Source organism: Chakrabartyella piscis (assembly GCA_030067835.1).
Taxonomy (GTDB): domain Bacteria; phylum Bacillota; class Clostridia; order Lachnospirales; family Anaerotignaceae; genus Chakrabartyella; species Chakrabartyella piscis.
On sequence record CP092441.1, the window covers coordinates 2,634,999 to 2,651,007 of the forward strand.

General features: G+C 39.1%; 15 protein-coding genes. 2 read left to right on the plus strand and 13 right to left on the minus strand.

Annotation, left to right across the window (positions count from 1 at the left end; genetic code table 11):
- Window positions 1–8: 8 nt before the first annotated feature.
- The 11 genes from mobP3 to MJY40_RS11955 form a co-directional block, all read right to left on the minus strand.
- A complete protein-coding gene (mobP3, locus tag MJY40_RS11905; protein ID WP_317854262.1) occupies window positions 9–1,124 on the minus strand; it encodes a MobP3 family relaxase in 1,116 nt (371 codons plus the stop codon).
- Entirely contained in the window at window positions 1,124–1,546 is a 423-nt protein-coding gene (locus MJY40_RS11910) for a hypothetical protein (RefSeq protein WP_317854263.1), read from the minus strand. Before MJY40_RS11910 ends, mobP3 begins: the two co-directional genes overlap by 1 nt.
- Before the next feature lie 424 nt (window positions 1,547–1,970).
- Window positions 1,971–2,240 carry a DUF6103 family protein gene (locus MJY40_RS11915; RefSeq protein WP_317854264.1) on the minus strand — a complete coding sequence of 90 codons (270 nt, stop codon included), beginning with the start codon at window positions 2,238–2,240 and terminating at the stop codon, window positions 1,971–1,973.
- Between the two features lie 6 nt (window positions 2,241–2,246).
- Complete coding sequence (locus MJY40_RS11920) at window positions 2,247–2,624, minus strand: DUF3846 domain-containing protein (protein ID WP_317854265.1); 378 nt, start codon at window positions 2,622–2,624, stop codon at window positions 2,247–2,249.
- Between the two features lie 18 nt (window positions 2,625–2,642).
- Window positions 2,643–3,614 (minus strand): C40 family peptidase, encoded by a 972-nt coding sequence (locus MJY40_RS11925; RefSeq protein ID WP_317854266.1) that lies wholly within the window; start codon window positions 3,612–3,614, stop codon window positions 2,643–2,645.
- A complete protein-coding gene (locus MJY40_RS11930) occupies window positions 3,614–5,422 on the minus strand; it encodes a VirB4 family type IV secretion system protein (RefSeq protein ID WP_317854267.1) in 1,809 nt (602 codons plus the stop codon). Before MJY40_RS11930 ends, MJY40_RS11925 begins: the two co-directional genes overlap by 1 nt.
- A gap of 30 nt (window positions 5,423–5,452) precedes the next feature.
- Window positions 5,453–6,025: a hypothetical protein gene (locus tag MJY40_RS11935; RefSeq protein WP_317854268.1), complete on the minus strand. Its 573-nt coding sequence runs from the start codon at window positions 6,023–6,025 to the stop codon at window positions 5,453–5,455.
- A gap of 3 nt (window positions 6,026–6,028) precedes the next feature.
- Complete coding sequence (locus MJY40_RS11940; protein ID WP_317854269.1) at window positions 6,029–6,289, minus strand: hypothetical protein; 261 nt, start codon at window positions 6,287–6,289, stop codon at window positions 6,029–6,031.
- A gap of 13 nt (window positions 6,290–6,302) precedes the next feature.
- On the minus strand, window positions 6,303–7,142 hold the full coding sequence (locus MJY40_RS11945; protein ID WP_317856419.1) for a conjugal transfer protein TrbL family protein: 840 nt from the start codon (window positions 7,140–7,142) through the stop codon (window positions 6,303–6,305).
- Window positions 7,129–8,919 carry a DNA cytosine methyltransferase gene (locus MJY40_RS11950; protein ID WP_416387502.1) on the minus strand — a complete coding sequence of 597 codons (1,791 nt, stop codon included), beginning with the start codon at window positions 8,917–8,919 and terminating at the stop codon, window positions 7,129–7,131. Before MJY40_RS11950 ends, MJY40_RS11945 begins: the two co-directional genes overlap by 14 nt.
- Before the next feature lie 77 nt (window positions 8,920–8,996).
- Window positions 8,997–9,314, minus strand: a complete 318-nt coding sequence (locus tag MJY40_RS11955; protein ID WP_317854271.1) for a 4-oxalocrotonate tautomerase — start codon at window positions 9,312–9,314, stop codon at window positions 8,997–8,999.
- A gap of 177 nt (window positions 9,315–9,491) precedes the next feature.
- On the opposite strand from MJY40_RS11955, the gene MJY40_RS11960 reads away from it, so the two are divergent.
- Together MJY40_RS11960 and MJY40_RS11965 are read left to right on the plus strand one after the other, a co-directional pair.
- The gene (locus MJY40_RS11960; protein WP_317854272.1) at window positions 9,492–10,034 is read left to right on the plus strand and encodes a hypothetical protein; all 543 of its coding nucleotides are present in this window, start codon (window positions 9,492–9,494) and stop codon (window positions 10,032–10,034) included.
- 153 nt (window positions 10,035–10,187) lie between these two features.
- Window positions 10,188–10,664, plus strand: coding sequence for a nuclear transport factor 2 family protein (locus tag MJY40_RS11965; RefSeq protein ID WP_317854273.1), 477 nt, complete (start codon window positions 10,188–10,190; stop codon window positions 10,662–10,664).
- Between the two features lie 77 nt (window positions 10,665–10,741).
- Here the strand turns inward: MJY40_RS11965 and MJY40_RS11970 are convergent, their stop codons facing one another.
- Together MJY40_RS11970 and MJY40_RS11975 are read right to left on the minus strand one after the other, a co-directional pair.
- Window positions 10,742–11,083, minus strand: a complete 342-nt coding sequence (locus MJY40_RS11970; RefSeq protein WP_317854274.1) for a DUF3852 domain-containing protein — start codon at window positions 11,081–11,083, stop codon at window positions 10,742–10,744.
- Between the two features lie 91 nt (window positions 11,084–11,174).
- Window positions 11,175–15,803, minus strand: coding sequence for a SpaA isopeptide-forming pilin-related protein (locus MJY40_RS11975; protein ID WP_317854452.1), 4,629 nt, complete (start codon window positions 15,801–15,803; stop codon window positions 11,175–11,177).
- Between the last annotated feature and the right edge of the window lie 206 nt (window positions 15,804–16,009).

Below are 16,009 nucleotides of genomic sequence, written 5' to 3' on the forward strand. Positions count from 1 at the left end.
CTCTCCTTTCACAATTTCAACCCTTGATCTCGTTTTTTCTCAATCATTTTTTGGAACAACTTGCTTTCCACTTTCAACTTGCCTGTATCTTGTTTATTGACAATAGATTTTCTGAATATTTTGGAAAGGTGCTTCACAAGATTTACAGATATATTTTCCATTTGCTGCGTTTGAATTTCTGCGTGGTTCAATGACAAAACTTGTTGTATGATGTTGTTTTTGATGGATTGAAATTCTTTTTGTTCAGATAATTTGGGATAGATATATTCCTTGTCTGAATACAATTCATACACTTGGTTTTGCATCTCTTGCCACAACAAATATGCTTCCTGTACCGATGGTTCTTTCTCCAATTCATCCACGATTGCATCCACCAATTTTTTTGTATCCTTTGGAAGATATCCATATACTTTTTTACCCTTTGTTTGATTGAGTTGTCCTCGCAATTCCAAAACCAACTTCTGTATTTCTTGATTTTGCATTGGTTGCTTTCCCATTTCAGCAAAGACTTTTTTACATTCTTCCTTCAGTTCTTTTCTGCGTTCTGTCTTTGCAAAATACACATCTTGCAAGTGGTCTTTGAATATCAGTTTGGATAAATCTGATTTACAATTTGCAATACCTTGCTTGGTGACATACCCTTTCTTTGGATTCTGGGAATAGCAAATCAAATGCACATGAGGGTGTTGTTCATGATTGTGGTAGGCTGCGTACCAACAAAAATCTTCTATGGGGATTTTCATATTTTCTGCAAGCTTGGGTGCATATTGTTCCAAGGTGTTTTTCCATTTTTCTAAATGATTGAATCCTGTTTGTTCAGCATCTTCACGTTTCAAAGAAATGATGGGTGTCCAGACATTACCTTCGTGGTTCGCCACTTCTTCTGCAACTTTTCGCAAGGATATTTCTGCATTGCCTGAAGTAAATAGACCATGCTCTGCAACTTTCTCAACCCCTTTTCGCTTGGAAATATAGCTAACATAGTTTTCTTTCTTGTCATGTAAAAATGTATCGGCAACCAGATTTTTTACAACACCATCTCTCGTTGCCATATACTCCACAGTGTTTTTCTTATGGGTTGCACCACCCTTGAGATATGGAAATTTCAAAATCAACTTTGCCATCAACCATCACCTCGTTGATAAGCAATCGCATCTTCAAATTTGATTTTTCCATATGTTTTTTTCACCTCTTGCATACATCGTTCTCGTATTTTTTTGATATCAGCTTCATCCACGTTGATACTTGCCGCAAGCAAATTCATCATAATATTCATTTCTACCGCTAAGCGAAATAAGTTGCCTGAGTGTTTGTTTTCTGATTCTTTAATTGTAGCCTGCATAGAATTTACCAAGATTTTTGATAGGTACTCCGCAGATTCAGTGCTTGTTAAATATCCATGATAAAATTTCACTGCCTTTTCTATGAATTCACTGCGACTTTTGCAGTTATCAGATTCGTAGACTGTATCTATTTGTTCCCACATTTCAGGGTATAACCATACCATCAACCTTGTTTTCGCTTTGCTTTTTTCTGTATTTTTCATTGAAAAACCTCCATTTCATTACAGGTATACCTTCCCGTATACCTATCGTTTCTGCTGTTTTCTAAGCATTTGGGGATTTGTGTACACCTCCAACAGCACTTTTTTCATTTGACGTATACCCTTAGATAGTAACTCAAAATCTCCTGAAAGCCTTGATTTTGGGCATTCCCCCTCGGCACTGCCGTGGGATGTGAGCCGACAGGTATACCTGTCTTTATCCTGCAACTCTTAAAAAGACCTAAAAAGCCCTGTAAATCTCTGATTATGAAACCATACGCACCACCTCAACTTTCTTTTCTTTCTTTTCATACTTCGCCACCATTCGCCCAAATTTCGGTTTACATCTCTCATTGGGGCAGTTGCTCCATTAGGGAAACAAAATGGCACACCGTGGCTACAGTGGGGACACATCGCCATTCACCGCTTATGGCATTGATTCCATGTTTTCATTTCTCATAGCATTTGTGCTTGTTTGAACCGAATGTTGTTCTTTTATCTTCTCTATTTTTGACTTACTTTCACTTACAATCCTACTTTCCAAGTATTCCCTTGTCACCGCTGGTACACGTTTTTGATACAATTCCTCGATGACAGCTTCCAATTCTTTCTCTAGTTTTTCTTCTTTCTTCTGCAAATAGAACACCAGTGCATCCAGTTTGTCTTTTTCAAATTCAATTACAATCTTTTTCTTCATACCTAATCACATCCAATCTAGGTCTTTTGGATTAAATCCATATACTTCCACCCTTGGTTCCAGTGCTTTTTCTTGCATGGTAAATGTGGGAATTTCAGAAAACATTTCCTTGTATTTTTCAATATCTTCCTCTTTCAGCGACACAAATTCCTCGCCATCATCTCCACAAACAAAGAATGGACCACGGATGATATCCTCATTTCCAAGCCAACGATTGGGTTCCATTCCATTGATTTTGCCTTCTTCGTTGACGATAATTAAGTTGCCATCGTCCATATAGATGGGTTCAATCAAGCCTTCCACCTCATTTTGCAATGACTTCAAATCCGATTCAATTTCTTTCATATAAGGTTCTTTGCCCATTTCTACTTTTAAAATTTTCATATCATTTCCTCCTTAATCTCAATCCATATCTGCTAATCTTCCATATGCATAAAAATGTTGTTTCCAATAAGAATTGCTCAAACTTTCATATCCAATAGGATCACCACAATGCAACATCTGGTTATCACCAACGTAAATGCCGATATGGGTTACATCAGATGTCGATGTATATGTGTCTGTGAAAAACACCAAATCCCCCGGTTGCAAATCCTCTTTTGCAACACTTGTGCATTGATTATAAATCCCTTGTGCTGTTGTTCTGGACAGTTGATACACGCCAGATTGGGTGTAACTCCAACAAATAAAGCCAGAACAATCAAAACCTGTCACAGGAGAACTGCCACCCCAAACATAAGCCATACCAATATATTTCGTTGCTTCGCTCATCAATGCTGCAAAGGTTTCATCGTCAAAGGCTTCACTGGGAATGCCATTGAAATTGGATGTTGCTGCATAACCATACTTCACAAAGAGATATAGTTCCTTTTGGTCATTTGCCAAATCTTCTGTAAATTCCATATCCAGCAATGTTTCCAATTCATTCTGTATCTCCAAATCAGTTTCGTTCTCCACAAAAATTTCTACAAATTCTTGATAGAATGATTCTTCGAAATCCAAATCTTCATTGCCAAAATACAAAACATAAAAATAAGACTTGATTTGTAAGTCATCAAGTCCATCCGTGTTTTCTTCTGTATTCCCCTCTATCCATTCTTCTATCACTTCATCTAAAATCAAAAATTGTTCTTGCATTTCCTCGATATATGCAACGTATTCTTCTGGGAAATCTGTAGGTATTTCTTCTTGTTGAAATACAATTCTTGCCACTTCACGATTATAATTTGCTTCTGTATTGACCATAGAAACCAATAAAAGCAGTGGCAATAACAGGCAAATGACAACCCCAACCAGAAAAGAAAGCACACCATTTCGTAATCTCTCGTCTGTCAAAGCTGTCGCAATGGCTTTTTTGAGTAACGCTACTTTCATCAGCGACCACCTGCAGTTCCAAACAATCTTTCTTTATATTTCTGACACTTCACAACCAAGTGATACACGTCAGCACCATGACGAAACACACAAACACCCCTTGCTGGATAGCCAATCAAGTCATACAAACATTCTTCCAGTTGCAACATTTCCATATATTCTTTCTTGGAAATATTCCCTGGAAAGAATAAAAATTGATGCGTTGGGATAGCAAAAAGTGGTTTTGTCATTTCTTTGATATTTGGCTGGTTAAAGTCCTCCACATTTTGACTTGCGATAATCACAGCACTTTCCTTTTTTCGCACACGTTTCATTGCATTTCTGATATATTCAATGGCTGTTACATTTGACAAAAAGAGATATAACTCATCTAAAAATGCTGCTGTATTCCCTTTGGATAGCAGTGCATCTGACATATAAGAAAGCACATTGAACAGCATAACATTGCGAATACTTTCGTCAGCTTCAAGGATTCCTTTCACCCCAAATGTAATGAATTTATGATTTTTGATATTGGTATGTCCATCAAAAAACTTGCTATCTGCACCAATACTAATGGATTTGATTTTCAAGCACAGGTTTCGCAAGGTTTCTTTTGTGTAGATATTTCCTCGGTCATTCTGGTAGATATTCAACTTCCCTTCTGCCAGTTTGTATAAATCTGAAAGAATGGGAAAGTCATTGCCACTCAAATTTCCAAGTAATCTATCCTCATTGATACCAAAATTATCATACAATTCTTCCAACAAAATTTCCAAAACATCAATTTCTGCTGTGGTGAACTCCTTATAAGAACGGAAAAAGTCACGCAAAAATGAAATATGACGAGGCAAAATGTTTTCACCATCATCCCAAGCCTTTGGTTCAAGTACGTTGATGATAAATTCTCCACTGGTCAAATCCAAGTATTGCCCATCCAGATTTTCTGTCAAATCCACATATTCCGATTCTGCATCTAGGCAAATGATATCCATACCACTAAGTCGCATATTGGTCATCAAAATCTTCATCAGATAGGATTTCCCTTGTCCTGAATTTCCCAAAATCAACACATTTGCATTGGTTTTGTCCTCACTTCGTTTCTGAAAATCTATGAATAAATTTGAACCATACTTATCGTTTCCAATGTAAAAACCCTTTTCATCTGCCTTACCTGAATAGTTGAATGGATAGGTATTTGCCACACTGGTTGCTGGCAACACACGTTCATACTGTTCACGAAAGTCGTTGTGTCCACATGGTTTCACCGATTGAAAACCTTCTTGTTGTCGCAAAAAAAGCTTGTCACAGGAAAGTTTGGAACGTGTCAGTTCTGCTTCTACATCGGATTGCATCTCTTTCAACTTTTCAAGTGATGGTGCTGAAATTTCAATATATACCGCACAATGAATCAAAGGTTCACGATCCCTGTGCAGCTGCGCAATGAGATTGGATACACTTTGGAGATTGCTTTCTGCCACAACAGTGCTTTGCATATCCCCTGTAGAACGTTCCAGTTGATTTTTGTTGGCTGCATTTTGAATGATTTTTCGTTCTTCAGCTGATGTGACGTGCCTTGTGTAAATATGAATCGTTACACCTGAACGCTCGCCCAAATGTTGCAAAATGGCTTGTTCATTGGTTTCCGACGGATAATGGCTGATTGCCCAAACAGAACGAAAACTGCTACCACAAATATAATAATCGTGATAAAACCGCAACACCGATGGACTACACATATCCAAAAAATCTTTGACCTTAGCTTCTTCTTTTTCTCTTTCTGTTTTTGGCAACAACAACTTGTTTTTCTTGATTTTACTGATTTTCATAGCATCCCTTCTTTCATATAACACACTTTTTTACAGAATAGTTTCTTTCACATATCGCTCTCCATCTATATCGTCAAAGTACACTTGGGTGATATTTTGAATGAAATAAACCGATAAAATTCGCTTCAAATCCTCTTTCCTTGCCAATCGTCCATTAAAGCCATTGTCTTTCAACAGCTTTTCCACTCTGCCAATTACAGCCAATACTTCTTCTTGGCTATTCTTTGCCCTTGCCACCAACAAGAACTCCCTTGCCGATGCCATTTGCACTTGCACACGATCCAGATAGGTCAATTCCTGTTCCAAAATCTCACGGACTCTTGAACTTTTTTCTTCTGAAATGCGTTGTTTGTAAAAATGTTTGTTGCTATCAAAGTTTTCTCTGGAATTGATACATGCCATCTCCAAGCCATCTAAAGATTTCAAAATTGCAGTTAGATTTCGTATCTTTGTATGCACTGCTCCTTCTGAAAGCACTGCAAGGTTATCTGGTTGCAAAATAAAAAACACCAAAGTTTCATCCTCTAGTGTTTCAATGCTCGTTTCATTTATATTGGCTATCCCCACCATATCTCGTGTGGACTTTTCTTTTTTGAACCACATTTCTCAAAACCTCCAATCAAACGTCTGCTGTTCCTTCATAAAAAAGCGAAATGCAAACTTGATATAGTCTGCGATTGTCACTTCATTTTCACTACGAACGGTCAAAAATCCATAGATTGCAACCAGCACCAATGGCAACATCACGTCTATCACTGCCAAAATCACAGCGGATAAAATCGCACCAATGAGCAGTATGGTAATGTCTTTCAATGACCACAGTGCGAACTTGGACTTTTCTTTTAAATTACTTGGGTAAATGTACATTTGCTTCATCTCCTTATTTTTTAATCAATCTAGTGACCGCCTGTGTAGAATACATCACACTCATCATATTCACATTCATGCTGGTATCTAAGCCAAAGTTATTGGCAATTCGTGGCACTTCCGTTGCCGATAGCATAACTCCAATTCCCAACAACATATTTGCATTAAAGGTCACAAGTCCAGCAATTAAAATGATGGTTTGTAGGAATGCGGTCATGCAAAGAGCAATCACTTGTTTGCACCAATTGACAAAGCCATCGCCATATCCTCGTGGCACAGAAAACATATATAAACTGCCTACCCCCATCAAAATAATGAGTATGCCACCACGTTTTAAGTTTGCGAAAAACACCTTGACCACAGCATAGCCAATCATAAATGCCAAGACAATCTGTATGAATATCCCACCCGTAATCAGTTGAAATGAGCCTGCAACCAATTCACCAATGGCACCATAATCATCTGGTGATGAAGTCAAACTGGTCAAGCCATAAATCAGTTTCCCAGAAAGATTCACCGAAAAGGTGTACAGCTCGATTGGAATTATTGTAAATAAGCTAACGGCAAAAAAGCCTTTTAGGATATTGAGTCCCAAGTCTTGTATGGTATTTTTGCCCTTTTGTGCTTCGATTGCCATGTCAAAAACAGCCACCACAATGCCCACAATGAACAAACACCAAGCGAATTGGTAAAAAAATAAGAGCAGACCTTGAATCCAATCCATCTCAAATAATTCTGCACCCATTAAATTCATCATAGTAAAAAACTCACCAAAAAATTCGATAATGCTCCCATAAATCCAATCGCAAAATTGATCTAGAACACCATCCACCGCCAAATCAAACACATATATCACCTCCACCCAGTGCCAACGCAATGCCTTGCATGATGTACTCAGCACAAGGAATTGCAATGCTATTGCCCAGTGCTTTGTATCTTGGGGAATCGGCTGCACCATCAATGTTCGTCCAGTTGTCTGGGAAACCTTGTAATCGTTCACACTCCAAGGGTGTCAATCTACGAACTAAATTTCGGCTGACCGATAAGTTTTCACTTCCACCACCCAAATATCCACCACTGGCACAAAGTGTGCTGATTTCATCACCATATCCACCATAAGAACTTTGTCCAAACACCTGTTGTTGATCTACGATACATTTATTTGCACCCACATATTGGTTGTTTGGACCTTTGTCATCGGTGGCACAAATTGCACCAACCACATCTTGGTATGGCTCTGGTTTGTAAACCGAATGCACATCTGCGGTAGTTAAAGTGTATGCAATATCACTTTGACAACCCAATCCATTGCCACCATTTTTCACATCTCTATTGATGGTGTTGGCTGCAATGCAATAGCTTTCTTGCACAATGGCAAGTCCTCCTTGAGATTTGTTTGGATTGGGATTTGCTGTATCTAAGGTATGAGATGTGTCTGTTTCATTTATGATGGCTTCGATTCCAAAAGCTATTGGTTCTGCAACAAATGGAGTATTATTTCCGCCTGTTCCATAGATGGCAGATATGGTTGGTGCTACATCAAGTGGCCCTGTGTACCTTGCATCCTTTGCATGATTTTCGTACAACTCTTGTTTGATAATCGGCAAATGACCACCCATACTGGCTCGCAAAGTTCCAACCATATCTTTGGTAACATTCATGCATTCACCACCTTGGTCGGACAAACAATACAGTGGTTCTTTCACAAATGTTTGCATCTGTATGTTCTGTGTTGCAAGCAAGGCACCAGACAATCCATCCAAGTCAATCCCCTCATTTCTTTGATTGATGTGGTAACTTTTGAATTCATCATCCACCATTTGCACCTCTGCCATTTGCCCTGATTGAATCAACAATGCATCTTTCAACTGCTTTGGCAATTCCTTTCCTCTGCTTTCAGCTCTCCTTAAAATTCCCAAGCAAGCTGTCTTGCTCAAATAGTATTTTGGGTTGTTCAATACTTTTGGTAAACCAAAAGTCAAAACCTTCGGTTTTGCTCCGCCTTCTTGCGGATATGTGGAATGTCCTCCAAAATCTGCCACAAGAAACACTCGATTTCTTCTTTGGGGGACACCCCAGTACCCCGCATCCAATACTCGCCAAGCAACGCTGAATTTTCCTCCCAAAATGCACCCAGCAGATTTCCATACCCCTCCCTCAGGTCGAGGTATAAGTATGGTGCTGTCAGCAATTTTGCACGTTTCTTCCAAGACCGCCTTGAAATCTTCGCCACTTTGGGAGGAGAACACACCCATGACGTTTTCCCAGAGCATATATCTTGGTCGAATAAATTCAGCTGCATTTCCTCGTTTTTCATCTGCATCCCTCATTTCTTTGATTATTCTTACTTGTTCCATAAATAGTCCTGAACGCTCCCCAGCTAAGCCTTTTCTGGCTCCCGCTAGGCTCAAATCTTGGCAAGGACTCCCGCCACAAACCAAGTCCACAGTCGGTATTTTTGCTCCATCCAGTTTTGTAATATCACCCAGATGCAACATATCTGGAAAGTGTACTTTCGTCACTTCCATTGGAAACTTTTCGATTTCCGATGCCCAAACAGGCTTGATTCTATTTCGTATGGCAGCAAGTGGAAAGCCACCAATCCCATCAAATAATGAACCCATTGTCATTTCTTTTTTGATACCACCACCTCCTTCACAATAAAAAAGGAGAGTTTTCACTCTCCAAGTTGTTTGTCTATTGATGTTTACATTGCTTCTATTTTATTTGTTTCATTGTGTTCTTCGTCCTCTAAGGCTTCTAAAATCAAGCCGATGATAAAGTCTTTTTGCTTCATTCCTGTTTTCTGCAAGTGGTCTTTGATTCTCTCGAATAGTTCTTCTGGGATTTGCAGTGCAAGGGTTCTGGTGTCTTTTGTCATTGGCTTTGCCTCCTTCATTCGATAAAATTCTTCTAAGATTTCTGTTACATATTGGCTTGTTGTGATGCCTTTTTTCTCACGCTCATCACTGACTTTCTGGTGTAAGGCTATTGGAATCTGAGCACATAAGTTCTTGGTTTCCATTTGGGTTCATCTCCTTTTCTGTTTTGTAAACACACAATACTCGAAGTTTGAAGTATAAGCTATACCAATATGTAACAAAATCTAATTCTTTTTTACTCTAAGTATCATAATTTCACAAGATATGCTAAGATAGTATTAAAGAATAAATCATCTGATTTTGAAAAGGAGATGTTTAATATGGATATCAAATCTATTGACTTGATACTGCAAAACCTTGAATCCGATCTACATAAATATGAATTTATTGTAAGCCAAGTTCATAACACAGATTTATCCTCAAATAAAGAATTCCAAAAAGCATTTAATGGTTTCTTCAAGATGCGACAACGCTCGCAAGAATTCTACACCCTTTATTTTTCTTTGTTTGAATCTTTAAAAACACAATCACCAGATTTTTCCACTATAATAAAAACATTATACAATGAAACAAATCGTGTCGAAGCATCTTTTTCTAGTAAAATGCTAGCGACTATTGATCCAACCTATCCCATATTAGATAAATTTGTTTTGCAAAATTTCGGTCTAAAACTGCCATATCCATCCGCTAAAAATAGAATCGAAAAAACAATATCCGTATACGACGATATTATTAATCGTTATCAGTCTTTTATGGGGACAAGTGAGTGCACAGAATTACTCCAAAAATTTGATGCTCAATTTCCTAATTCAACCATAAGCGATATTAAGAAAATAGACTTTGTTTTATGGAAATTGCGATAATTTGCTAAATCCCTAAAACATCCCAAAAGATACTTATATTAGATTGGTATTTTACAAAAGAAACCCAATTGACAAGTTTCTATACATAACACTTCGTATATCTCCCACTGTTTTGGTGATACTGAACTATAAATATAACTTTGGGAGGTATTTATGAATACAGAGCAAACCATCAAATGGCTTTATGATAAAGCCTTAATTGAGCAAACCATTTTGAAATATGCAACAGCTGCTGACCTACGTGATTGGGATTTGTTAAAATCCATCCTCTCCGATGAAGTCTACATCGACTTCACTACATCTGGAGGTCCTTCTATGACAGTGACAAATGACCAATATATTGGACAAGTGACTTCTCTAATACCAGGGTTTAATGTTACACAACATCAGTTAACAAATTTTGTAATTGATATCAATGGTGACACTGCAAATACTGTAGTTTATATGCAAGCTGAACATTTTGTTCAGGAAGGCACAAGTGAAATCGGTCGAACTATTGGCGGATATTATACGCACAAACTGAAAAAAGAAAATGGCAATTGGAAAATATGCTCACTGAAACTAACTGCAACTTGGGGACGTGGAGATATGCGTGCTTTTGAGATTGCTAATAAACGTGCCAATTCATAATTCTATGCCAAATACCAAATATCCATCTAATCATAAAACACACCTACAACATATTAAGTGCTGTGGGTTTTGTTCTATCAAATCCCTAAAATATCCCAAATATAAAGCGGTGCTGTCAGGGCAAACATCAACCCAAAGAACAAAATAGCAAGTGGCATAAAGTCAAACTCACCATGTTTTTTGTAATCGAAATAACTTACTGCAAGTTTCACAAACAGCACAATCACCAGAATCATATCCACCACAGGGAAGATAACCTGATTGGTCACCTCTTTGATTTCCAGTGCTGCTGCTTTCCAAGTTTCCTCAATAGCGCCAGAAACATCTGCTGCATATACTTCATTTGCAAATAAAAAAATCAGTATTACAGCCAAAACAGCAACACCGAAATACAACATCATTCTTTTTTTCTTTGTCATATATTCACTACCTTTCTTTTAAAAAACTATGGAACCTCAAAATCTGAAGTCCCATAGCCATTTTTAAGTTATGCTATTCTTGTTTGATTCATCAATACCCTGTTTGGGGCAATGTTACATAGGTTGGATTGAGTCCAAATACAGTGGTGTTCCAGCTGGTTGTTCTGGATTCCCATTCATTTCCATAACGTCCACCAACTTCTGCACGATTGATGATTTGATACCCACTAGGCATAGTTGGCAACACTTGACAAAATACACTAATGTTTTTTGTTTGGGCAAAGCCTGAGCCAACGCTGTCAAACTCAAAACGCACATCAGTTACATACTCGCCATTTTGCAAACCAAGCACATTGGAATGTAAGCTAAACTCATAATCATTTTCCGTCAGCAAGTTATCGGCAAGCACCATATAATCACGATAATTGGTTTTATAGGTGATTGTGTAGTACCCACGTTCATTGAATGTACCGGTTGTGATTTTGAGAATTCTTGTGGCATCTGTTGGGATTCTATCGTGGATATAGAAATCTTCTATGCTACCAGAAGAACCATTTTCCACACCATAAATTTCATAGTGAATGGTGCTAGATGGCATAATCTGAACTGGTCCTTTTTTCTGGATACTCAAATCCAAATCTATGCTACTGTTCAACACTTCAAAGCGAATGATATCTCCATTGTGTCTAATCTCTGCCAACAACATTGTATCATTCAGTGCATAGTATCTCGGTGCAGAAACCTCTTTGATGGTATAGACACCCACTGGCAAAAGTGAGGATGCTGCCACACCATCGCTATCAGATGTGATTTGATCCACCAAGTTTCCAGTGATGTTATAAATCTCAAACACTGCACCACTAAGGGATGAGCCTGCTGGCAAGCCTGTCAATTCGTTGTATTCTGAAGATCGTTTGGTAATTACAATCTGACCTGCTTGTGGTGTGTTTTCCCAAATGATTTCCGTAGTTTTTCCTTCCTTAACCCAGAAAGTTTTCACTTCATCATCACCAATATATCCTTCGGCTGCTTCAATTTCTCTTAGTTTATACTTGCCATCTTCCAAGGTTTTGTCCAGCCATACATACCCATTGTTATCACTTTCGTATTCACCGATTGGATCATTGTCTGCATCGTACAAAAGGAACTTTACTCCGCCAATACCCTCTTTGGTTACGCTATCAATCTTACGAATGAACAAGGAGGACATTGGTGTATTTTCCACTTCCACTGTTGTTCGTTGTCCGTCTATCATAGTGAATTCGATTGCAGTATCTTCGATTTTGTAGCCATCTGCTGCTTCTGTTTCTTTCAAGATATAATCACCAGATGCCAAGCCTTCTACTGTAATCAAGCCATATTTATCTGTTGTATAGTAGCCAATTTCTTCCCCATTCAGTTTGGTAATCAAAAACTCTACGCCCTTAATGGGTTCTCCTGTTTGGCTATCAATCTTTTCAATGACAAGGTCAGAATAAGGTTCATTCAACACTTCCAAAACCGTTTCTTGTGTGCTTTTCACCTCGACTATCTTTGGTTCATTATCCAGATGATAGCCTGTCGGTGCTTTCTGCTCTGTCACCTCATAAAATCCATCTTCCAAATCTTCCACGAAAAATGTGCCATTGTAATCTGTTTTGTAATCACCTACATATTCCCCATTCAGCTTGCGTACCTCAAACTCTGCATCTGCAAGTGGTTCTCTGGTTTCGCTATCCAGTTTGATGATTTTCAAGCCACTGAGTGGTTGATTGGAAAAGGTCAATTCATAGGTTTTGCCATCTGTACCAATGTCAATGGTCTTAGCTGTTGAGTTGATGACATACCCTGATGGTGCTTGGATTTCTGTCACCACATAGCTATCTGGCTTCAAATTTGGAATCAGGATTTCACCATTTTGATCTGTGGTATATTCCCCATTGCTACTGCCCACAAGTGTGCCATCACCTGTTGTCACCTTGAACACTGCACCAGCCAAAGGTGTACCATCGTTTTCATCCACCTTATTGATGAGAAGTGAACCATATGGATAGTTGGTAAAAGTCATTTCTACGATACTCGTTCCGTCTGCCTTTAACCATGCTTGTTGTTGGCTATTTTCTGATAGCAAGTAGTTGGTTGGTGGATCAACTTCTTCCACGATATATGCACCTGCGGTCAAGCCTGTTACCACAACAATCCCTGAATTATCTGTGGTATATCGACCAATGATTGTACCTGAGTTGCCAGAAATATCTTCCGAAACTTGACGCAATTCAAAGACTGCACCAGCCAACATCTCAGAAGTATTTGCATCCACTTTTTTGATGACAATGCTGTTCAAAGGATAGTTTGTCACACCACCTGTATAGTCATTATCACTTGTGGTTGTATCTTGACTATCATCACTTCCAGTTTCGTCTAGGGTTAGATAGGCATTTTCGCCCTCTGACAGATAGATGCGAGTTGTGGGATTGGATGGCAAACTAAATCCTTGGGCTGGTATGGTTTCTGTCACAATATACCAACCAGTTGACACATTTTCAATGACGATTTTGCCACTGGCATCTGTTTTATAAGTGCCTAGATTTTCAATGCCACCATCTGGATTTTCATATTGAATTTCAAAGACAGTGCCTGCAATGGGTTCATTGGTCAATCCATTGATTTTTGTAATAATCAGTGTGGGATTCTTTGTATTCTCAAACACCAAAGTTTTTGTTTTGCCCCATTCCAGAGCAATGTCTTTATGCTGGGTATCCAAAATATACCCTGTTGGAGCAGAGATTTCTTCCACAGTATACACAGCTTCGTCCAAATCCCTAATGACGATTGTACCTGTGCTATCGGTGATGTATTCGCCGACGGTCATATCCTCTGTTTTGGTGACTTTGAATGTTGCACCAGCCAAAGGTTCATTTGTCACAGCATCAATTTTCATAATCTGCAAGGATGGTCGCAAACGATTGGTGAACATCACTTCCACCAACTGATTGGGTTCCAAATACACATCTTTGCTCTCTGTTTCCAGCAAATATCCACTTGGTGCTGTTGTTTCTGTGATGGTATACCAACCTTCCTCCAAACCTTCCAAACGAATTTCACCAGCTTTATCCGTTGTCATTTCGTAAATAATGGTTTCGCCTTTTTTCGCAATGCTAAACACTGCATTGGCAAGGGGCATTCCTGTATCTTCGTCCACTTTACGTACCAAAAGACCTGGTTCTGCTTGATTTTGCATGGTAAGTGTTGCAGTTTCCCCAGCTACCAACTTGATAATTTGTGGTGTATCATCCAACAAATATCCATCTGGCGCAACCAATTCTGTCACTGTATAAGTTCCAGATTTCATGTTGGAAAGATAGGCAACACCGCTGTTGTCTGTTTGCACATCAAAAGAATTGCTGCCATCGTCCAAAGCCACACGGAATATTGCACCATCCAACTTCTCCCCAGTATCTGCATCCACTTTTGTGATTTCCAACCTGCTTTCTGGTTCGTTGGCAAAAGTGACCGTGGTATCCCTATCTTCTTCCAAGACCACATCTTGATGAGGGTTTTCATCCAAAACGTAACCATCTGGTGCTACAATTTCTTCAATGTAATATGCACCTGTAGGCAAGTCTTGGATATTGATGCTACCACTATCATCTGTCACATATGTGCCAATGACTCCACCTGTGGCATTGGTTACACGAATGACTGCACCAGAAAGTCCATCATTTGTTCCAGCATCCACCTTTAAGATGTTCAATCCTGTTGTTGTAGGCTCGTCTGGATCGGTTGTTTCTGTTGTTGGAGGTGCGCCTTCGTCAGCAGAATAGGTGATATCTACCCAAGAATCCCCATTGTAGGTTGGCATTGGTGCAACGTAATAATCTTGTGTATCATCATGTGAGTTGCCATACATAACCGACTTATTCTCCAATGTTGCTTTCACCAAAACTCGGAAAGTGCCTTCTTCTGTGATGCTATCCTTTGGGATTTGAATGGAAAAAGAATTCTCTGTACCATCAAACTCCATTGCTTCTTCCCCTGACTCCGAAAGCACCACTGTCCCATCTGGCACATCGCCACTGAGTACAATGTAGTAGCTTTCCAGTTCCACATTTGAAGTCAATTCATAAGTTTGTGTGTAGTAATCACCTTCTTCTTGCAAAGTTGGTGATGTGGGTGTGGTTGCCAACCAAGTGTTGTAAACGTACTCATCGGCACGTCCAATGGCAACAAGATTTTTCATAGCTTGCTCCACCGCTGTGTTTTGGCTCCCATTGGCTGCCCAATCATCCAAGTCGCTGTAGTTGTCATGTACCACTGCCCATACCGCCATTTTGGTTGCATAATAGGCTTCATAGTCTGTGCTGACACCCAACTCCGCTGGCGATTTGTATGGATAGCCATTTGTGATGACACCCCAAACCTCTGGGTTTTGATCCAACTGATCCACATCCACATCGTAGGTATGGCTTGCCATTTCTTCCACCCCGGGTTTGTCTGGGTTGGCACAATAGGCTGGCAATTCTTCGCCATCCTCTGTTTCATAGACAATCATTGCTGTTGCGAAGTTATCTGCATCAATGACGCCTTTCCATGTCATAAGCTGTGCGCCTTTTTCTGCTTTCATATAGAGATTCACTTTGTTCAGTGCTGTATCCAATGATGTGCCTGCAAAAGCAGTCAATGCCGATGAAAGCATTAAAATCATTGACAACAACACGCAAATCCATTTTCGATTTCTCATTTTATCATCCTTTCCAAAGAAAAAAGACCTCGATATACAAGGTCTTAAACCATTAGCAATAACTATAAATTGCTAAAAATAAAGTTTACGTCCACGCTTTTCAAAGGGTGGTGGTTGTTAAGGCAACGCCTTAAGGTCTTAAAATTCCTTCAAAGAGTGTTTTTGAAGGGTTTGGGGAACTTTTCACGAATAGAAAAAAGTTCTCC